The following is a 17,981-nucleotide window of genomic DNA, read 5'->3' as shown; positions in this document are numbered from 1 at the left end:
TGTCGAGGCACGCTGTCCGCGTGTACACCACTGTAAGACGGGGTTGGATCCAATACAAGGGTCTTCGCGCGGCAACGGTGGCGCAAGGCGGACACGTGCGGCAAGATAGGATCCAATCGGACGAGGAGGTCGCGAAGATGCCAGGGATCCCGGGGCTGCGCGGAACAGATCACATCGGGTTCACGGTGCCCGATCTCGACGAGGCGGAGCGCTTCCTCGTCGATGTGCTGGGAGCCGTCCACGTCTACACGCTCGGCGCGAAGCGGTCCGACGACGATGACTGGATGAGCGTGCAGCTCGGAGTGCATCCGCGCACCGTCATCCGCGAGATCCGCGTCTACCGGCTGGGCAACGGGTCCAACCTCGAGGTCTTCCAGTACGACGCGGCCGACGGGCAGGCGCCGCAGCCGCGCAACAGCGACATCGGCGGCCACCACCTCGCGCTCTACGTCGACGACATGGACGCCGCGATCGAGCACCTGCGCGCGCACGACGTCGAGATCATGGGCGAGCCCGTCGCCAGCGCCGGAGCGTCGGCCGGCCAGCGGTGGCTGTACTTCCGGTCGCCGTGGGGCATGCAGTTCGAGCTCGTGAGCTTCCCCGAGGGCAAGGCGTACGAGAAGGACGCGGACGTGCTGCTGTGGCATCCGGCCCACCCCGAGAAATGAGCGCGATGGACGCGGACACGAACGGCCACGGACGCGCCGGCGCCCGCATCGCCGGACTCGTGCGCGACGCGATCCTCGACGGCGCCTACGCGCCAGGCGCGCGCATCCGCCAGGAGGACCTCGCCGACCGCTACAAGGCGAGTCGCGTGCCCGTCCGAGAGGCGCTGCGCATCCTCGAGTCCGAGGGCCTCATCACCCGCGTCGCGAACGCCGGCGCGTGGGTGTCGCAGCTCAACCTCGCCGAGTGCGAGGAGCTGTACCAGGTGCGCGAGCGCATCGAGCCGCTCCTCCTGCGGCTCAACGTGCCGCTGCTCGCGCCGGGCGAGATCGACGCTCTCGACGAGCTCGCCGGTCGCATGGAGGCCGCCACAGGCGCCGAGGAGTTCCTCGCGCTCGACCGCCGCTTCCACCTCGCGACGTACGCGGCGGCGCCGACGATCATGCTCCACGAGACGGTCGTGCGCCTGTGGAACCGCACGCACCACTATCGGCGCGCCTTCGTGCGCGTCGCGCGGTCGACGGGCGACGCGTCCGCGAACCACGACCACCGGCTGCTCGTCGCCGCCCTGCGCCGGCGCGACGGCGACGAGGCGGAGAGCATCATCGCCCACCACATCCGACGCACCCGGCTCGAACTGGCGCGGCATCCGGAGATCTTCGCGAACCCCTCCTGAACCAGACCCGATCAGTACGGGTTCGCGACGAACAGATCCTGAGCGGGGAACCGCGTCAACACCTCGATGCCGTAGTCGGTGACGACGACCTCCTCCTCGATGCGGGCCGCGGAGAAGCCGTCGGATGCCGGGCAGTACGTCTCCATCGCGAACACCATGCCCGCCCGGAGCTCCACGGGGTCCTTCATCGAGTTGAGCCGCGAGATGATCGGCCGCTCGTGCAGGCCGAGGCCGAGGCCGTGGGCGAACTGCAGCCCGAACGCCGCGAGCTCGTTCTCGAAGCCGAAGTCGGTGGCCTTGGGAAGCACCGCCGCGACCTCGTCGGTGCCGACGCCCGGCCGGATCGCGTCGAGCGCCGCGTCCATCCACTCGCGCGCCCGCTTGTACGCGTCCTCCTGGCTGGGCGTCGCCCACCCGACGCCGAACGTGCGGTAGTAGCACGTGCGATAGCCGTTGAACGAGTGGATGATGTCGAAGAACGCCTGGTCGCCGGGGCGGATGATGCGGTCGGTGAAGTTGTGCGGATGCGGGTTGCACCGCTCCCCCGAGATCGCGTTGATCGCCTCGACCTGGTCGGATCCGTACTCGTACAGGCGGTGGTTCGCGAGCGCGACGATCTCGTTCTCGCGCACGCCCGGCTTGAGGGCCTCGGCGATCTCCTGGTACACGCCGTCGACCATCGCGGCCGCCTGGTTGAGCAGCAGGATCTCGTCCTGGCTCTTGATCACGCGGGCATCGAGCATCGCCTGCTGCGCGTCGACGATGCGAAGGCCCTGCCGCTGAGCCTCGAAGAGGAACGGCGGCTCGACGATGTCGACGCCGAGCGGCGCATCCGCGAGTCCTTCCGTGCGCAGAAGCGACACGATCTCCTCGATCGCCTCGCGCATGAGGCCCGCCGGCTCGGGGGCCACGGCGCCGCGGAAGCCGAGGAAGCCGGCGCGGTAGTTCTCGTCGGGCACCCAGTCCGAGTAGAGCTTGTGGTGGCGCACGGCCGACCCGAAGTCCCACAGGATCGGATCGCGGCCGCGCATGAGCAGCGCGTAGCGGATCATCTTGTCGCCGAGCGCCCCGCCGATCCACGTCTGGGTCGCGTAGCGGATGTTGTAGAAGTCGAACAGCAGGAACGCGCCGCACTCGCTCGCCTCGAGCGCGGCCTTCGCCCGCCCGAGCCGGTACCGGCGCAGCCGCTCGAAGTCGACGCGGTGCTCGTAGTCGACGCTGTTCTGGCCCGGGGCGCCGAGCGGCCGGACGCCCGGCGGCCGCGTGCTGGGGCGCTCGAACCGCCGCGCGCCGCCGCCCGTGCCGTGCGTGTGGCCGCGCGTGCGGCCGGGTTCGTTGCTCATGACTCGGGTGCCAGTCCGTCGTCGACCTCCACGCCCTCGGGCTGCAGGTCGATGCCCGAGTGGAGCGCCGCGCGCACGATCATCGACGCGAAGTCCTGCTCGGTGTTGCCCGCGTTGACCTCGGTCGCCACGACCTCTCGCGTTGTGGCGGTGACGGGCATGACGACGCCGAGCTCGCGCGCGGCGGCGAGCCCGAGATCGAGGTCCTTCAGGAGCAGGACGGGCGTGAACGTCGGGGTGAAGTCCAGGTTCACCAGCGCGGGCGACTTGTAGCGGCTGTAGGGCGAGCCCATGACGGAGTCATTGAGGAACGCGAGGAAGTCCGAGCGCCTCACCCCGGCCTTCTCGGCGAGCAGCGTGATCTCGATGAGGTTCTGGATCACGACGCCGAGGAACACGTTGTGCGCGATCTTGACGATGCGCGCGGCCTCACCCTCGCCGACGTACGTGACGCCGCGCCCCCACGTCTGGAGGAGAGGGCGGATCAGCTCGAAGGCGTCGCGAGGGCCGGATGCCGCGACCGTGAGCTTGCCCGCCGCGATGACCTTCGGGTTGCCCGACACGGGCGTGGCGACGAACCCGACGCCGCGTCCCTCGGCCGCCGCGCGGATCTTCGCGCTCGCCTCCATCGACACGGTCGACGCGTCGCCGATGGCCTTCGGCGCTCGCTCGGGGTCGGTGAGCAGGCCGCCGTCGCCGAGCATGACGTCCTCGAGGTCCTTCGACGCGGACACCATCACGAAGACGACGTCGCGTCCCGCCAGGTCGACGGGTCGGTCGACGAGGCTCGCGCCCGCCTCGGCGAGCGGCTCGGCCTTCGCCCGCGTGCGGTTGTAGACCGCGACATCGTGGCCGGCCGCGAGCAGCCGTTGCACGAGCTGCGCGCCCATGCGGCCCGCCCCGATCCAGCCGATGGTCGGCGATGCATCCGTCATTCGTCTTCCTCCTTCTGCGCGGCGGGTCGGGTCACTCGCCCGCGACCGCGGCGATCGCCTGGATCTCGAGCCGCAGCCGCGGATCGGTCGCGAGGCGCACGACCTGCACGGAGCTGCTCGTCGGGATGTGGCCGCCGAACCACTCGGCCTGGTGCCGATTGACGGTGTCCTGGTCGGCGTCGACGTCGGTGAAGAACCGGATGAGGTTCACGACGTCGGAGCGCTCGGCGCCGGCCGCTCGCAGCGCGAGATCGAGGTGGTCGAACGCGTTGGCGACCTGGCCCGCGATGTCGAGCGGCATCGAGTCGAAGACCTCGGGCCGGTGCGGGTGGTCGTGGTACACCGGCGCACCCGTGACGCCGCTGACGAACACGAGCCGTGCTCCGGAGACGGCGCGGATCGCCGGTACGAACGGGCTCACGATCGTCTCGTCGTACCCCTCGTGGTGGATGATCTCGGCGCTGCCGACGCGCCGCGGTCCTGGAATCGAGCTCATGGGAGGCCCCCTCTTCGTCGAACGAGTCCCTGCGTCGATCGCGGCGCGACCGTTCGCGCGCAATCGATTGCACTCAATCAACCGGATACGGCTCGCGATGTCAACAGCGGCTCTCGATCAGCGGGGCGCGGGGCCCGTCGATCCCCGCACGACGAGCGAGACCGGAAGCACCACTCGCGCGTGATCCTGCCGCTCGCCATCGATCTGGCGCAGGAGCATCCGTGCCGCCTCGGCACCCATCTCGGTCGTCGGCACGTGCACGGTGGTGAGCGGTGGCTGCACATCCTCGGCGAAGGGCATGTCGTTGAAGCCGACGACCGACACGTCACCGGGGCACGTGAGGCCGTGCGCACGGAGCGCGCGCAGCACACCGAGAGCGATGAGGTCGTTGCTCGCGACGACGGCCGTCGGCGATCCGTCGGCGAGCACGGCCTCCATCGACTCGCGGCCGGCTGAGACGGTGAGAGCGGATGCCTCGACCACGCTTCCCCGCATCCCCTCGTGCGCGGCGATGGCGATCCGGAAGGCATCGGCGCGCACGATGCTCGTCGACAGGTCGAGCGGCCCCGCGATGTGCACGACATCGCGGTGCCCGAGCCCGTGGAGGTGCTCGACGGCCGCCGTGATCCCCGTCGCGTCGTCGCCGGTCACGAGCGGGTACGGCAGCGACCCCGCGTCGCGGTTGAGCATGACCGCCCGCACGCCGGCCTCATGCGCGCGCTCGAGCACGGGCTGGTCGCCGTGCCGGCCGGTCGCGACGATGAGCCCGTCGACGCGACGCCCGAGGAGCGTCGTGAACTGCGCCTCCTCCACCGCGTCGTCGCCGTCGGTGTTGGCGATGAGCGCGGTGTAGCCGCGGGGCTGGAGGTGGTCCTCGATCCCGCGCACGATGGGCGGGAAGAACGGGTTCGTGAGGTCGGGGATGACCACGCCGACGGTCATCGAGGCCTTCTTGCGCAGGCCGCGCGCGACGATGTTCGGCACGTAGCCGAGCTCGCTGGCGGCCTCCCGCACACGGCGGACGGTCTCGTCGCTGATGAGGCCCGCGGTGGCCGGGTCGAGCGCGCGCGACACGGTCGCCTTGTGGACGCCCGCGCGCTGGGCGACGTCGTCGAGCGTCACGCGCCTCGTGCTGTCGCGCTCGGGCATCCCCACCTCCGGCGCCACAGTATCGCGCGGCGGACTCACGCGTGCGGCACGGAGCCTCCGGTGATGCGGTCGCGCACGAACCAGATCGCGCGCACGTCCTCGTCGGACTCGTTCCAGAACCGATGCGGCAGGTGCGAGTCGAACACGATCGAGTCCCCCGGCTCGAGGATCGTCTCGGCGCCGTCCACGAGCACGTTCAGGCGCCCCGAGATGACGACGCCGTACTCGCGGCCCTGATGCCGGATGTCGTCGGCGGGCGCGGGGGTGCCCGCCGCGTACACGACCTCGAGGAACTCGGCGTCGGGCTCGCCGACGACCGTCAGCCGGCTCCACCTCGGGCCCGAGCTCAGCTTGATCACGGGGTGGTCCGCGGCCCGCTGCACGATGCCCGACACGGCGAGGTCGCGGCCCGTCGACCGGCGCGCGGCGCGCGAGCCCGAAGGAGCGGCGGGCGGGTCGAGCAGCTCGTTCATCGACACGCCCAGCTCGCGCGCGACCGAGTACAGCGCCGGCACGCTGAATGCGCCGATCCCGCGCTCGACCTGCGACACGTGACTGGCCGAGACGCCGATCCGCCGCGCGAGCTCGCGCACCGACATCCCGGCGGTCGTCCGCGCCGAGCGCAGGCGCTCTCCGACGGTGTTCCACGGCGTGTCCAGGTCGGGCATCGGTCTCCTGTGTCGTCGGGTCACCCACCCACGCGGCGGGGCAGGCGGCTCATGGCGTCGAGCGCGTCGACGGCGTCGCGCACGGGGCCCGGTGCGGAACGGGCGGATGCCGCGCCCGCGCGGCCCGCGACGAACCACACGCCTTCGGCCACGGCATCCGTGTCGTTCCGGAACAGATGCGGGCGCGACGAGCTGAAGCAGAACGAATCGCCCGCGCGGATGAGGTAGGTCTCGAAGTCGATCTTGAGCGTGAGCTCACCGCGGATGAGATAGCCGTACTCCGTGCCCGGGTGGCGCATGTGGGTGTCGTCGGGAGAGCTCGCCGCGCCCGGCGCGTAGGTCACGAGGACGGCATCGACGTTCGGATCCATCACCGCGAGGCCCCGCCAGGTGACCCCGTTCTCGACGACGATCTCGGGGGCGTCGCGGGCCCGCTGGATCGGGTTCGGATGCTCGACGCGCAACGGCTCGCGGGACGCCGGCGAGTGGCCGAGCACTTCGTCGATCGACAGCCCCAGGCACGTCACGATGGCCCACAGCGTGCTCACCGAGGGCTGCACCTTGCCCGTCTCGACCTGCGAGAGCAGGCTCGGCGAGATGTCGGCCTCGGCCGCCATCGCGCGCAGGCTCAGTCCCCGTGCGATGCGGGCCTCGCGGATGCGCCCGCCGAGCTCCGCCGTCATGACACCCCTCCCCGCGTCCACGCGAGCACGCCCGAGTCGTGCGTCACCCGGCCGCCCATGATCGTGAGGTCGCTCATGATGTCGCGCAGCTCGTCCTCTGGGCACGCGAGCGGATCGACCGTGGGGACGCACACGTCGGCGTCGTATCCCGGGAGCAGCCGCCCGCGGCGACCCTGCTCGCCTGTGAACCAGGCGGCGTCGCGCGTGTACGTCGCGAGCGCGTCGAACGGCGTGAGGCGGTGTCGCGGATGCCGCACCCCGCGTCCGTCGAGTGTGGCGCCCGTCACGAGCCACCAGATCGAGGCCCACGGCGAGAACCAGTTCGCACGCGTCGCGTCGGTGCCGCCGCCGATGACGATCCCGAGATCGCGCATGGTGCCGATCGGCGGCGCGTTCTCGGTCGCATCGGCGCCCCACGCGACGACGTAGTCGCCGCCCTTGAGCACCATGCGGTTCTGCACGAGCACTCCCGCGCCCAGCCGCGCGATGCGCTCGAGGTTCGCCACGGACGCCTCGTCGGCGTGGACGATCGCGAACCCGGCCCCGGTGATCCCGCCCGTCTCGCGATCGACCTCTTCCCACGCGTCGAGGACGCGCGTGAGCGAGTGGTCGAGCACGGCGTGCACGATCATGCGCCAGCCGCGCTCGACGCACACGCGCACGATCTCGACGAGCTCGCGGTACGCGTCGTCGCGCAGCTCGAACGGGTCGAGACCCTCGAGGTCGTGGCATCCGAGATGCGGGATCTCGCCCGCTCCCGCGATGCGCAGCATCTCGTCGCCGGACCCGGGCTGGACGAGGTCGGTGAGCGAACGGAAGTCGTCGATCTCTCCCCCGCGCGTCCACGCCGACAGGAAGAGCCGCGTGCGCACGTCGAGGCCGCCTTCGCGCCACACCGTGTAGAGCGCGTCGTAGTCGCGCGGAGTCACCATGAGCCCTCCGCCGTCGACGACGCCCGTGAGCCCGTGCCGCGCGAACTCCGCGTTCATCGCGCGCACGCCCGCCTCGGCCTCCTCCCGGGCGACACGCAGCGCGAGCGCGGTCGGAACCGCGAACGCGCCCACGCCCCGCACTTCGCCGGTGAGGCGCCCGCGCTCATCGCGCACGAGGGTGCCGCGCGGCGGGTCGTCGGACTCGTCGGTGAACCCGCACGCACGCAGGCCCGCCGAGTTGAGCGTCCCGAGGTCGTACAGCTCCTGCACGTAGACGGGGTTGTCGGGGGCGACGGCGTCGAGCTCCTCGCGCGTCGGGCCGCGCCGCTGGGCGAACTGGGTCGAATGCCAGCCGCCGATGACGCTGACCCATTCGCCGGGACCGCGGGACGCGGCATCCGCCTTCGTCCGCTCCAGCGCCTCGTCGAGCGACCGCACGTCCTCCCAGTGCATCGTGCGCGTCCACGACACGCCCGCGCGGACGGCGTGGATGTGCGCGTCGTTGAGCCCGGGGATCGCGCGACGGCCGTCCAGGTCGACGACTCGCGCGGCGAGCCTTCGATACGGTTCGAGGTCGGAGTCGCTCCCGATCGCGACGACTCGGCCGCCGGCGAGCGCGATCGCCTCGACCTCTCCCGGGCCTTGGGAGGGATCCGCGAAGGTCGAGATGCGTCCGCCACGGAGCACGACGTCGACGACGGGGAGAGCGGCGGGAGCGCTGGGCGTCATGGGTGCGACCTCGCCTAGATGCTCAGGTGGCGCTCGAGGAGTCCGGCGTCGGCGCGCAGCTCGGCAGGCGCACCCGTCCAGGCGACCGTGCCCGTGTCGTCGATGACGATCACGCGCTCGGCGATCTCGAGGGCGAGGTCGACGTTCTGCTCCGCGATGAGGATCGACAGGCCGGACGAGCGCAGCCCCTCGAGCCGGTCCTGGATGACGTCCAGCACGTTCGGCGCGAGGCCCTCGCTCGGCTCGTCCATGATGAGCAGCGTCGGGTCCGACATGAGCGCCCGCCCGATCGCGAGCATCTGCTGCTCGCCGCCCGAGAGCGACCGCGCCATCGACTTCGACCGCTCGGCGAGGCGCGGGAAGAACTCGAAAACGCGCTCGACCGTCCACGCCTCGCCAGCCGCGCGGCGTCGCCGCGGGACGACCGTGAGGTTCTCGGTCACGGTGAGCGAGCCGAACACGCGGCGGCCCTGCGGGACGATCGCGATGCCGGCGCGCGAGATCTGGTAGCTCGGGCGCTTCGTGAGCTCCGCGCCCTCGTAGGCGATCGATCCGGCCGTGATCGCCGGCGGGCGCAATCCGCAGATCGCGCGCACGAGGGTCGTCTTGCCCATGCCGTTGCGTCCGAGCAGTGCGACGCTCTGACCGGACTCGACCGTGAAGTCGACGCCGTTGAGCACGCGCGCCGTCGCGTAGCCCGCGTGCAGTCCGCTCACCTCGAGAGTCACTTCTGGCCACGCCTTCCCAGGTAGATCTCCTTGACCTTCTCGTGCTCGCGCACCTCTTCCGGGGTGCCGGTCACGACGTGCTTCCCGTTCTCCATGCACATCACCCGGTCGGTCAGACCGAGCGCGAGCGACATGTCGTGCTCGATGAGCAGGATCGGCAGCGTCCGGGGCAGTTGCTCGATGAGCTCACGCAGCGTCGTGCGCTCGGTCGCCGAGAGACCCGCCGCCGGCTCGTCGAGCAGCAGCAGGTCGGGCTCGCCCACGAGAGCCATCGCGATCTCGAGCTGACGCTGCTCGCCGTGCGACAGGTTCGCCACGGTGTCGTTGCGGCGCGACATGAGCCCGACGGACTCGAGGTGCTCGAACGCGCTCTGGGTCACGGCATCCGACAGCCCCTGCGTACGCCAGAACACACGGGCCTTCGCCGTCCCGCCGCGCGCGGCGACGCGGACGTTGTCGAGCACCGTCATGTCGCGGAACAGGTTCGACACCTGGAATGTGCGTCCGACGCCGAGCCGCGCACGCCGGGCGGTGCTCATGCGGGTGACGTCGCGGCCGAAGATCTCGATCGCGCCGGTCGTCGGGCGCACGTCGCCGGCGATCATCTTGAACAGCGTGGTCTTGCCCGCGCCGTTGGGTCCGATGACCCCCATGCGCTCGCCCGGGGCGAGCTCGAGCGAGATGTCGACGACCGCCTGCACGCCGCCGTACCTCTTGCCGGCGCCCGACACCACGAGCGCCGGGGCTCCGGCCCCGGGCCCCTGCGGGCCCGGGACCTTCGCCTGATCCGTCATCGTGTGCACGCTACCCCTGGAAGGACTGGCTGTACGTCGGCTGCTGCATGGCCTCTTCGGGGTCCTTGCCCAGCCACTGGTCGACGTCCTCGAACGTCTCGATCGGGACGTTCACCCACTTGCCGTCGACCTCCTGCACCTCGCGGATGTAGACCGGGCCGACCGTGTTGTTGAACTCGTCCCACGAAACGCGCCCGAAGATGCTGTCCTCGAACGTGTACTCCGTGATCGCCGACACGAGCTCCTCACCGGTGACGAGGCCGTTCTCGTCGAGCACCGCCGCCACGAGGCTCGCCGTCATGTAGCCGCCGGCGACGTTCGCCGAGGGCAGCTTGCCTTCGTAGGCTTCGCCGTAGGCCTCGGAGAACTCGCGCACCGCGTCGCTGTCGCGACCCTCGGCCCAGTAGCTCACCGACTTGAAGCCCTCGATCTCGGGCCCGAGCGCACGCAGCGTGGCCTGGTCCATGCCGCAGCAGTTCATCAGGAGCTCCTGGCTCCCACCCAGCCCGAGGCCGAGGAAGCTGCGCAGGAAGTCCGGGCCGGGCGCGCCGCCCGCCGTCGCGACGAACGCGATGTCGGCGCCGGCCGCCTGGATCTGCGAGACGTACGTCGAGAAGTCCGACGTGCCGTTGGGGAACCAGTACTGCGCGACGACCTCGCCGCCTTCGGACTCGAAGCCCTGCTTGAAGCCGGCGCACGACTCCCACCCGAAGGCGTAGTCGGGGCACAGCGTCACGGCCGTCTTGTGGCCCTCGCCGGCAGCCCACTGGCCTCCCGGGAAGTTCGTCTGCGAACCGGACTGCGAGCCGGTGCGGACCGTGAGGTCGTTCGCCTGGCGCTGCGTGAGGTCATCCGCGGCCGCGACCGGCTGCAGACTCGGAATGCCGACGCTCGACGTGTACGCCGCGACCGCGAGGGCCGTGTTGGCCAGGAGCGGACCGATGACGACGTCGACACCGTCCGACTCGACGAGCTTCTTCGCCTTCGTGAGCGACGTCTCGGGGTTGCCGGCGTCGTCTTCGACGATCGTCTCGACCGTGACGCCGTTCACCTCGTTCCCGTTCACCTCCCAGTAGAGGTTCCAGCCGTCGACCATCTCCTGGCCGGCGATCGCGAAGTTGCCCGTGATGGGCGAAATGTACCCGACCTTGAGCGTGCCGGTGGCGGTCTCACCCTCGGTGGGAGCCTCCGACGGCTGCGCCGCTCCTGGAGGGGCACATGCTGCGAGTGCGAGCACGGCGGCGACGCCGAGGGCCGCCGCCCCTGCCCGCCGGACGGGAGCCGAGGTCTTCATCGACTTCATGGCGATTCCTTTCATGCGGTGTGACTGCTATCGGTGGTTGGGCTGTTCTCGAGCAGATCCTGCTCGCCGGGTGGTCCGTCCGACCTTCGCCGCCATCGTCGGAAGAGCTTCTGCAGGCTCCCGACGACGCCGGCACGGGCGAACAGGATCACGAGGATGAAGATCAGGCCGAGCACGGTCGGCCACCGCTCGACCGAGTTCGACAGCACGTTCTCGACGAGCACGACGATCGCGGCGCCCACGAGCGGGCCGAACGTCGTGCCGACACCGCCGAGGATGACCATGACGATGAGCAGCACCGACCGGTGCACGCCGGCCGCCGAGGGGCTCACGAAGTGCGTGTGCCACACCGACAGCAGGCCGGCGAAGCCCGCGACGATTCCCGAGATCATGAACGCGCTGAGCTTGTACGACGGGACGGAGTAGCCGAGGCTGCGCATGCGGCTCTCGCTGTCGCGGATGCCGCGGAGGCTCGCACCGAACGGCGAACGCCCGACGACCCACAGCAGGAGCGTCCCGAGGACGAAGCCGGCCAGCACGAAGTAGTAGAAGGTCCAGTACTCGGCGATGAAATCGGGGCGACGGATGCCCGTGATCCCGTTCTCGCCGCCGGTGACGCTCGACAGGCGGTACGCGAGTCCGAACACGACCATCCCGACCGCGAGCGTCACCATCAGGAAGTAGATGCCGCTCGTGCGCATCGACAACAGGCCGTACACGAAGGTCACGACGAGTGTCGTGCCGAGGGCGAAGACGACCTGCATCCCCGGGTCCATCCCCTGACGTGACGCCCAGGCGGCGCCGTAGGCGGACGCCGCGGCGATCCCGGCGTGACCCAGGGAGGCCATCCCGCCGTCGCCCACGAGGAAGTTCACGCTCGCCGCGAGCAGCCCCGCGATGAGGATCGTCGTCACGAGCGAGATGACGTACGCCGTCGTGCCGAGGTACGGCAGGGCCAGCGCGATGCCGAGAGCCACGGCGATGCTCACGAGCGTGATGATGCGCGTGCGCGCGCTGCGCGGCGCCCCGAGCGTGCGGACGGTGCGGGTCTCGACGAGCTTCGCCAGCATCATGCCGCCTTTCCGAAGAGGCCGGTCGGGCGGAGCACGAGCACGAGCGCCATGGGCGCGAAGATCGTGAAGTACGCGAGGTCGGGGATCCACGCCTTCGCGAACGCGTCGATCAAGCCGATGAGCACGCTGCCGACGGCAGCCCCGGGCACGCTGCCGAGGCCCCCGATGATCACGACCACGAGGGCGTACAGCAGGACCTCGTCCTGGATGCCGGGGCGGACGCTGATCATGCCGGCCCCGATCGTGCCGCCGATCGCGGCGAGCGCCGCACCCACGACGAACATGCCGGTGAACACCCACCGGATGTTCACGCCCATCGCCGCGATGATCTCGCGGTCGTCGACGCCGGCCCGGACGATCGCGCCGACGCGAGTGCGGCTCTGCACGAGGGCCAACGCGATGCCGATGACGATCGCGACCGCCATGACGAAGATCCGGTACCACGGGTAGGTGAGCGGTCCGATCGTGAGCGACCCGGTGATCGTCGCCGAGACGGGCAGCGTGCGGGGGTCGCCGCCGAAGATCGCGAGGCACAGGTCGGCGATGACGAACGACACGCCGACCGTCAGCAGCACCTCGGGAAGCTCCTGCCCGCGCACGAATCGCAGGAGACCGACCTCGACGACGAGCGCGGTGATGCCCACCGCGACCACGGCCGCGATCACTGCGACCAGCAGGTTCCCGGTGAGCGTCGCGATCACGACGCCGATGTAGCCGCCGAGCATGTAGAAGGCCCCATGCGCGAGGTTCACGATGCGCATGAGGCCGAACACGAGCGTGAGGCCGCTGGCGAGGAGGAACAGCAGGGCGCCGAAGCTCAGGCCGTTGAGCGCCTGCTGCGCGAGGAAGACGGGTTCGAACACCGGGTGATCAGACCTTCCACGTCGTCGGGGAAATCGCTGGAATCGTTCGCTGGCGCGTCCTAGTACAGCAACGCACGCCACCCAATGTCAATTGATACTGAACAAAACGTTACCTGGACTTGACAATCCGGCGCCGCTGCGGGTCATGCAATCGATCCGACGACGGCGCGTCTCGAAGGTTGTTCAGTAATAGTGATCGTCTGGAATGACAAGGGCGGATGCCGCAGCATCCGCCCATCGTGTTCAGTAGCCGACCGTGAACCGCTCGCGTCGATGCTTCGGGTTCTCGATCTCGTCGATGAAGGCGACTCCGAGGTCCGCGCCCGAGATGAAGGAGACGCCGTCGGCGTCGCGCACGAGCACGTCGCCGCCATCGCGATAGGTGCCGGTGCGCTCACCGGGGTTCCATACTCCGAACGACTCCGCCGGGTGGACGAGGAACCAGTCCAGCGACTCGGGGCTGCGCCGGAGCGCCTCGAGGATGTCGATCGCCGTCTGCGCCTCGGCCTTGTACTCCTCGGGGAAGCCCGCGTCGAACAGGCGCGGTCCGCCCCGCGCGACGAGCGAGCCGCCCGCACCGCCCACGACCCCCAGACGCGTGGGCGAGCCGGTCAGCGCGTCGGCGAGCTCGAGCACGGAGGGGACGTACGCCTCGGTCATGTCGCCGCGCGGCGAGACCGCCACGACGATGACGTCGGCGCCTTCCAGCTCGGCGACGAGGCTCGGCACGTCGAGCAGCGTCGCCTCGACGTAGGTCGCGCCGTGCACACGTTCGGCCGCGGACTTGCGAGCGACCGACACGACGTCGTGCCCGCGCTGCACCCCCTCGGCGACGATGTGGCTGCCGGCGTAGCCGGTCCCTCCGATGACGGCGATGCGGGCCATGGTCTTCCTTTCGACGCTCGTGTCAGTGTGCCTGAGACAAGTCCGGTTTCGCGACCTTCATTCCCTCGAATGGGAACGTGACGTCATCCGTCCCGGCGGGCACGCATCGTCGAGACCTGATACAGCGCCACGGATGCCGCGATGCCCGCGTTCAGGGACTCGGTCGCCGCCGAGATCGGGATCGACACGATCTGGTCGCACGTCTCCGTCACCAGGCGCGAGAGGCCCTTTCCCTCGGAGCCGACCACGATCACGACCGGCCGGTCGGCGAGCTCGAGCGACGGAAGCGACACGTCGCCCCCTCCGTCGAGGCCGAGCACGAAGACCCCCTGCTTCTTGAACTCCTTGAGCGTCGTGGTGAGGTTCGCCGCGATCGCGACGGGGATGCGCGCCGCCGCGCCCGCGCTCGTCTTCCACGCGGCCGAGTTCACGCTCGCCGAGCGGCGCTGCGGCACGATGACGCCCTGCCCGCCGAAGGCCGCGGTCGAGCGGATGATCGCGCCGAGGTTGCGCGGGTCGGTCACACCGTCGAGCGCGACGAGCAGCGGCACCTCGTCGTCGGCCAGCACCTCTTCGAGCAGGTCCTGCGGGTGCGCGTACTCGTACGGCGGCACCTTCAGCGCGACGCCCTGGTGCACGCCGTCGAAGCCCGCCATGCGGTCGAGCTCGGGCCGCGTGACCTCGAGCACCGGGATGTCGCGGTGCGACGCGATCGCGAGCATCTCCTTCACGCGGTCGTCCATCTCGACGCGCTGCGCGATGTAGAGCGCCGTCGCCGGGATCTTCGCGCGCAGCGCCTCGAGCACGGAGTTGCGCCCGGTCACCGTCTCGGTGTCGTCGCCGCCCTTCGACTTCGCCGCCCGATTGGGGTTCGAGCCCTGCGGCTTGGTGCCGGGCCGCCCCTTGCCTCCGGCGGCGGCGTACCGGTCACGAGCAGCCTTGCGCTTGCCGGCGACGTGCCACGCGCGGTCCTCCGCCTTCGGCGTCGGGCCCTTGCCCTCGAGCGCCTTGCGGCTGTGGCCGCCGGTGCCCTTCGTGGGGCCCTTCTTCTTCGGCTTGCCCGCTCCCGGGCGTCCTGGCTTGGCCATCAGTTCTCCTTCACGAGGGACGCACCCTCGGCATCCGTCTGCGCAGCGGCCGGCGCTGGTGGATCGATGATGCTCCAGTGCGTGCCATCGGGGCCGTCCTCGAGCGCGATCCCCGCGGCCGCGATCGCGTCGCGGATGCGGTCGGCCGTCTCCCAGTCCTTCGCGGCTCGCGCGCGGGCGCGCTGCGCGATCATCGTCTGGACGAGGACGTCGAGGGCGGATGCCTCAGCCGACGCACCCGCCTGCCACCGGGCATCCGTCGGGTCGATCCCGAGGATCCCCGTCATCTCGCGCACCTGCGCCGCCGCGACGTGCGCAGCGCCCGTGTCTCCGGCGTCGAGTGCCGCGTTGCCGGCGCGCACGGTCTCGTGCACGACGGCGAGCGCCTGCGGCACCCCGAGGTCGTCGTCCATCGCGGCGGTGAACGCCGGCGGGAGGAGGTCGACCGGCTCGTCGGAGTCGCCCTCCGGGCGCTGCGCGGTCCACACGAGCGTGCTGGGCGTGCGCTGCACGCGCTCGAGGAATGTGCGGATGCGGCCGACCGCCGCCTCCGCCTCGTCGAACGTCGACTCGGTCACGTCGAGGCTCGAGCGGTAGTGCGCCGCCGCGAGCGCGTAGCGCACGACGAGCGGGTCGCGCTCGCGCAGGAGGTCGTCGGCGAGGATAAAGTTGAACAGCGACTTCGACATCTTCTGCGCGCCGACGGTCACGAGCCCGTTGTGCACCCAGTAGCGCGCGAACCCGTCTCCGGCCGCGGTCGACTGCGCGAGCTCGTTCTCGTGGTGCGGGAAGCGCAGGTCGAGTCCGCCACCGTGGATGTCGAACTCGGCGCCGAGGTAGCGGCGCGCCATCGCGGAGCACTCGATGTGCCAGCCGGGGCGGCCGCGCCCCCACGGCGCGTCCCACGACGCGCTCTCGGGCTCGGCGGGCTTGGCGCCCTTCCACAGCGCGAAGTCGCGCGGGTCGCGCTTGCCGCGCGGGTCGGCGTCCTCGGCCGGCTCCATCGCGTCGAGCGACTGGCGCGTGAGCGAACCGTAGTCAGCCCACGACCGCACGTCGAAGTACACGTCGCCCACGGCATCCGACGAGGTCGCGGCGTACGCGTGCCCTGTCTCGATGAGCCGCGCGATGATCTCCTGCATCTGCGGGATCGACGCGGTCGCGCGCGGCTCGTACGTCGGCGCGGAGATGCCGATCGCCGTGTACGCGCGCGTGAACTCGAGCTCCATGCGATACGCGAGCGCCCACCACGGCTCTTCGGGCGTCGCGTTCGCGAGCACTTTGTCGTCGATGTCGGTCACGTTGCGCACGAACGTCACGCGGCCGAACCGGTGCTCGAGCCAGCGACGGAGGATGTCGAAGCTCAGCGCTCCGCGGAGGTGACCGATATGGGGGCCGGACTGCACGGTCGGGCCGCACACGTACATCGTGACGTTCGACGGGTCGAGCGGCGCGAAGTCGCGCAGCGCCTGCGCCTTCGTGTCGTAGAGCTGAACCGTCACCGCACCAGCCTACCGGCGGGGTCGCGGTACAAATGTGGGATGCTCCCGATCCTCGCCGTCGTCGCGGCGGCCGTGCTCTTCGGCACGACCGGCACGTCCCAGGCCCTCGGACCGGACGGCACCACACCCCTCTCCGTCGGCGTCATGCGCCTCGTCATCGGCGGCACGGCGCTCGCGCTCATAGGCTGGCTCCTGGCCCGTCGACGGCGCCGCCGCACGGGCGCACCGCACAGGCGCGCGACCGCCCGCGACCTCGCCCTCATGGCGACGACCGGCGTGTGCCTGGCCGCATACCAGCCGCTGTTCTTCCTCGGCACCGAGCGCAACGGAGTCGCCGTCGGCACCGTCATCGCGCTCGGCTCGGCGCCGGTGCTCGCGGGGATCCTCGAGTGGGCGCTCACGCGCCGCACGCCGTCCGGCACGTGGGTGCTCGCGACCGCGCTCGCGACCGTCGGCGTCGTGCTGCTGGGGATCGGCGGCGACGCGGGTGCGACCGCCGGCGCCGATCCGCTCGGCATCCTCGGGTCGGTCGGCGCCGGGGCGTCGTTCGCGGTCTTCGCGAACGCGCAGCGGCGTCTCATGGACGCAGGCTGGGACCCGTTCACGGTCGCAGGCGCGATGGGCGCGTGGTCGGCGCTCGTCGCCGCGCTCGCGCTGCCGTTCGTCGACCTGTCATGGCTCGCGCAGGGCCCCGGGCTCGCGATGGCGCTGTGGCTCGGCATCGCGACGATCGCCGTCGCATACACGCTGTTCACGTGGGGACTCGAGCGGCTCACGGCGGCCACCGCCGCGACGCTCACGCTCGCGGAGCCGCTCACTGCGAGCCTGCTCGGCATCCTCGTGCTCGGGGAGCGCTTGAGCGCGCTCGCAATCGTCGGCCTCGTGGTGCTCGCCGCGGGGCTCGTCCTGCTCGCGTGGGGTGCGCGGTCGCCCCGCGACCCCGTCCCGTTCGCGGTGGAGGGCTGACACGATGGCGATCGAGATCCGGGTCGACGACCTCTCCGGGCCGCGCACGCAGGCGCTCATCGCCGCGCACCTCCGCGGCATGCACGACTCGTCGCCGCCCGAGAGCGTCCACGCCCTCGATCTGGCGGGGCTGCGGCATCCGTCGATCACGTTCTGGTCTGCCTGGGTCGATGGCGAGCTCGCCGGCATCGGCGCCCTCAAGGCGATCGACGCGCCCGGCGCGGGCGCGCAGCGCGGCGAGATCAAGTCGATGCGCGTCGACGACCGCTACCGCGGTGCGGGGATCGGGCGCGCGCTGCTGCGCCACATCATCTCCGCCGCGCGAGAGCGGGGCTACGCCAGCCTGTGGCTCGAGACCGGCACGCCAGCCGACTTCATCCCCGCGCGAGCGCTGTACGCGGCCGAGGGGTTCGTCGAATGCGGTCCCTTCGGCGACTACGTCGACGACCCGTTCTCGGTCTTCATGACGCTCGACATCGGCGGCTGACCCTTCGCACGGACG

The 17,981-nt window shown here is 70.8% G+C and carries 19 protein-coding genes; 4 read left to right on the top strand and 15 right to left on the bottom strand.

Features of this window, described 5'->3' with window-relative positions; all coding sequences use genetic code 11:
- Window positions 1–137 precede the first annotated feature (137 nt).
- Together BJ991_RS07920 and BJ991_RS07915 are read left to right on the top strand one after the other, a co-directional pair.
- Window positions 138–668 carry a VOC family protein gene (locus BJ991_RS07920; RefSeq protein WP_179488986.1) on the top strand — a complete coding sequence of 177 codons (531 nt, stop codon included), beginning with the start codon at window positions 138–140 and terminating at the stop codon, window positions 666–668.
- 5 nt (window positions 669–673) lie between these two features.
- Window positions 674–1,342, top strand: coding sequence for a GntR family transcriptional regulator (locus BJ991_RS07915; protein WP_179488984.1), 669 nt, complete (start codon window positions 674–676; stop codon window positions 1,340–1,342).
- 11 nt (window positions 1,343–1,353) lie between these two features.
- Here the strand turns inward: BJ991_RS07915 and BJ991_RS07910 are convergent, their stop codons facing one another.
- From BJ991_RS07910 to cysS, 15 genes are all read right to left on the bottom strand, one after another.
- Window positions 1,354–2,685 (bottom strand): M24 family metallopeptidase, encoded by a 1,332-nt coding sequence (locus BJ991_RS07910; RefSeq protein WP_179488983.1) that lies wholly within the window; start codon window positions 2,683–2,685, stop codon window positions 1,354–1,356.
- Entirely contained in the window at window positions 2,682–3,620 is a 939-nt protein-coding gene (locus tag BJ991_RS07905; protein ID WP_179488982.1) for an NAD(P)-dependent oxidoreductase, read from the bottom strand. The genes BJ991_RS07910 and BJ991_RS07905 overlap by 4 nt, the downstream gene beginning before the upstream one ends.
- Before the next feature lie 31 nt (window positions 3,621–3,651).
- A complete protein-coding gene (locus tag BJ991_RS07900) occupies window positions 3,652–4,116 on the bottom strand; it encodes a RidA family protein (RefSeq protein ID WP_179488981.1) in 465 nt (154 codons plus the stop codon).
- A gap of 117 nt (window positions 4,117–4,233) precedes the next feature.
- A complete protein-coding gene (locus tag BJ991_RS07895) occupies window positions 4,234–5,265 on the bottom strand; it encodes a LacI family DNA-binding transcriptional regulator (RefSeq protein ID WP_179488980.1) in 1,032 nt (343 codons plus the stop codon).
- 35 nt (window positions 5,266–5,300) lie between these two features.
- Complete coding sequence (locus tag BJ991_RS07890; RefSeq protein ID WP_179488979.1) at window positions 5,301–5,933, bottom strand: helix-turn-helix domain-containing protein; 633 nt, start codon at window positions 5,931–5,933, stop codon at window positions 5,301–5,303.
- Between the two features lie 20 nt (window positions 5,934–5,953).
- The gene (locus tag BJ991_RS07885; RefSeq protein ID WP_179488978.1) at window positions 5,954–6,616 is read right to left on the bottom strand and encodes a cupin domain-containing protein; all 663 of its coding nucleotides are present in this window, start codon (window positions 6,614–6,616) and stop codon (window positions 5,954–5,956) included.
- On the bottom strand, window positions 6,613–8,277 hold the full coding sequence (locus tag BJ991_RS07880; protein ID WP_179488977.1) for an amidohydrolase: 1,665 nt from the start codon (window positions 8,275–8,277) through the stop codon (window positions 6,613–6,615). Before BJ991_RS07880 ends, BJ991_RS07885 begins: the two co-directional genes overlap by 4 nt.
- Window positions 8,278–8,291: 14 nt before the next feature.
- Window positions 8,292–9,005 carry an ATP-binding cassette domain-containing protein gene (locus tag BJ991_RS07875; RefSeq protein ID WP_179488976.1) on the bottom strand — a complete coding sequence of 238 codons (714 nt, stop codon included), beginning with the start codon at window positions 9,003–9,005 and terminating at the stop codon, window positions 8,292–8,294.
- Window positions 9,002–9,799, bottom strand: coding sequence for an ABC transporter ATP-binding protein (locus BJ991_RS07870; RefSeq protein WP_179488974.1), 798 nt, complete (start codon window positions 9,797–9,799; stop codon window positions 9,002–9,004). Before BJ991_RS07870 ends, BJ991_RS07875 begins: the two co-directional genes overlap by 4 nt.
- A gap of 10 nt (window positions 9,800–9,809) precedes the next feature.
- On the bottom strand, window positions 9,810–11,102 hold the full coding sequence (locus BJ991_RS07865; protein ID WP_179488972.1) for an ABC transporter substrate-binding protein: 1,293 nt from the start codon (window positions 11,100–11,102) through the stop codon (window positions 9,810–9,812).
- Window positions 11,103–11,113: 11 nt separating this feature from the next.
- The gene (locus BJ991_RS07860; RefSeq protein WP_179488970.1) at window positions 11,114–12,175 is read right to left on the bottom strand and encodes a branched-chain amino acid ABC transporter permease; all 1,062 of its coding nucleotides are present in this window, start codon (window positions 12,173–12,175) and stop codon (window positions 11,114–11,116) included.
- The gene (locus BJ991_RS07855) at window positions 12,172–13,038 is read right to left on the bottom strand and encodes an ABC transporter permease subunit (protein ID WP_179488968.1); all 867 of its coding nucleotides are present in this window, start codon (window positions 13,036–13,038) and stop codon (window positions 12,172–12,174) included. Before BJ991_RS07855 ends, BJ991_RS07860 begins: the two co-directional genes overlap by 4 nt.
- Window positions 13,039–13,281: 243 nt before the next feature.
- On the bottom strand, window positions 13,282–13,923 hold the full coding sequence (locus BJ991_RS07850) for an NAD(P)-dependent oxidoreductase (protein WP_179488966.1): 642 nt from the start codon (window positions 13,921–13,923) through the stop codon (window positions 13,282–13,284).
- A gap of 83 nt (window positions 13,924–14,006) precedes the next feature.
- Window positions 14,007–15,011: a 23S rRNA (guanosine(2251)-2'-O)-methyltransferase RlmB gene (gene rlmB / locus BJ991_RS07845; protein WP_179488964.1), complete on the bottom strand. Its 1,005-nt coding sequence runs from the start codon at window positions 15,009–15,011 to the stop codon at window positions 14,007–14,009.
- Window positions 15,011–16,513 carry a cysteine--tRNA ligase gene (cysS, locus tag BJ991_RS07840; protein WP_179488962.1) on the bottom strand — a complete coding sequence of 501 codons (1,503 nt, stop codon included), beginning with the start codon at window positions 16,511–16,513 and terminating at the stop codon, window positions 15,011–15,013. Before cysS ends, rlmB begins: the two co-directional genes overlap by 1 nt.
- Window positions 16,514–16,552: 39 nt before the next feature.
- On the opposite strand from cysS, the gene BJ991_RS07835 reads away from it, so the two are divergent.
- The gene (locus BJ991_RS07835; protein ID WP_179488960.1) at window positions 16,553–17,479 is read left to right on the top strand and encodes a DMT family transporter; all 927 of its coding nucleotides are present in this window, start codon (window positions 16,553–16,555) and stop codon (window positions 17,477–17,479) included.
- Between the two features lie 4 nt (window positions 17,480–17,483).
- Entirely contained in the window at window positions 17,484–17,966 is a 483-nt protein-coding gene (locus tag BJ991_RS07830; protein WP_179488958.1) for a GNAT family N-acetyltransferase, read from the top strand.
- Window positions 17,967–17,981 lie beyond the last annotated feature (15 nt).

The organism is Microbacterium immunditiarum, assembly GCF_013409785.1.
Classification (GTDB): domain Bacteria; phylum Actinomycetota; class Actinomycetes; order Actinomycetales; family Microbacteriaceae; genus Microbacterium; species Microbacterium immunditiarum.
The sequence above is the reverse complement of the archived record's forward strand: the minus strand, read 5'-3'. Positions and strand labels throughout refer to the sequence as shown.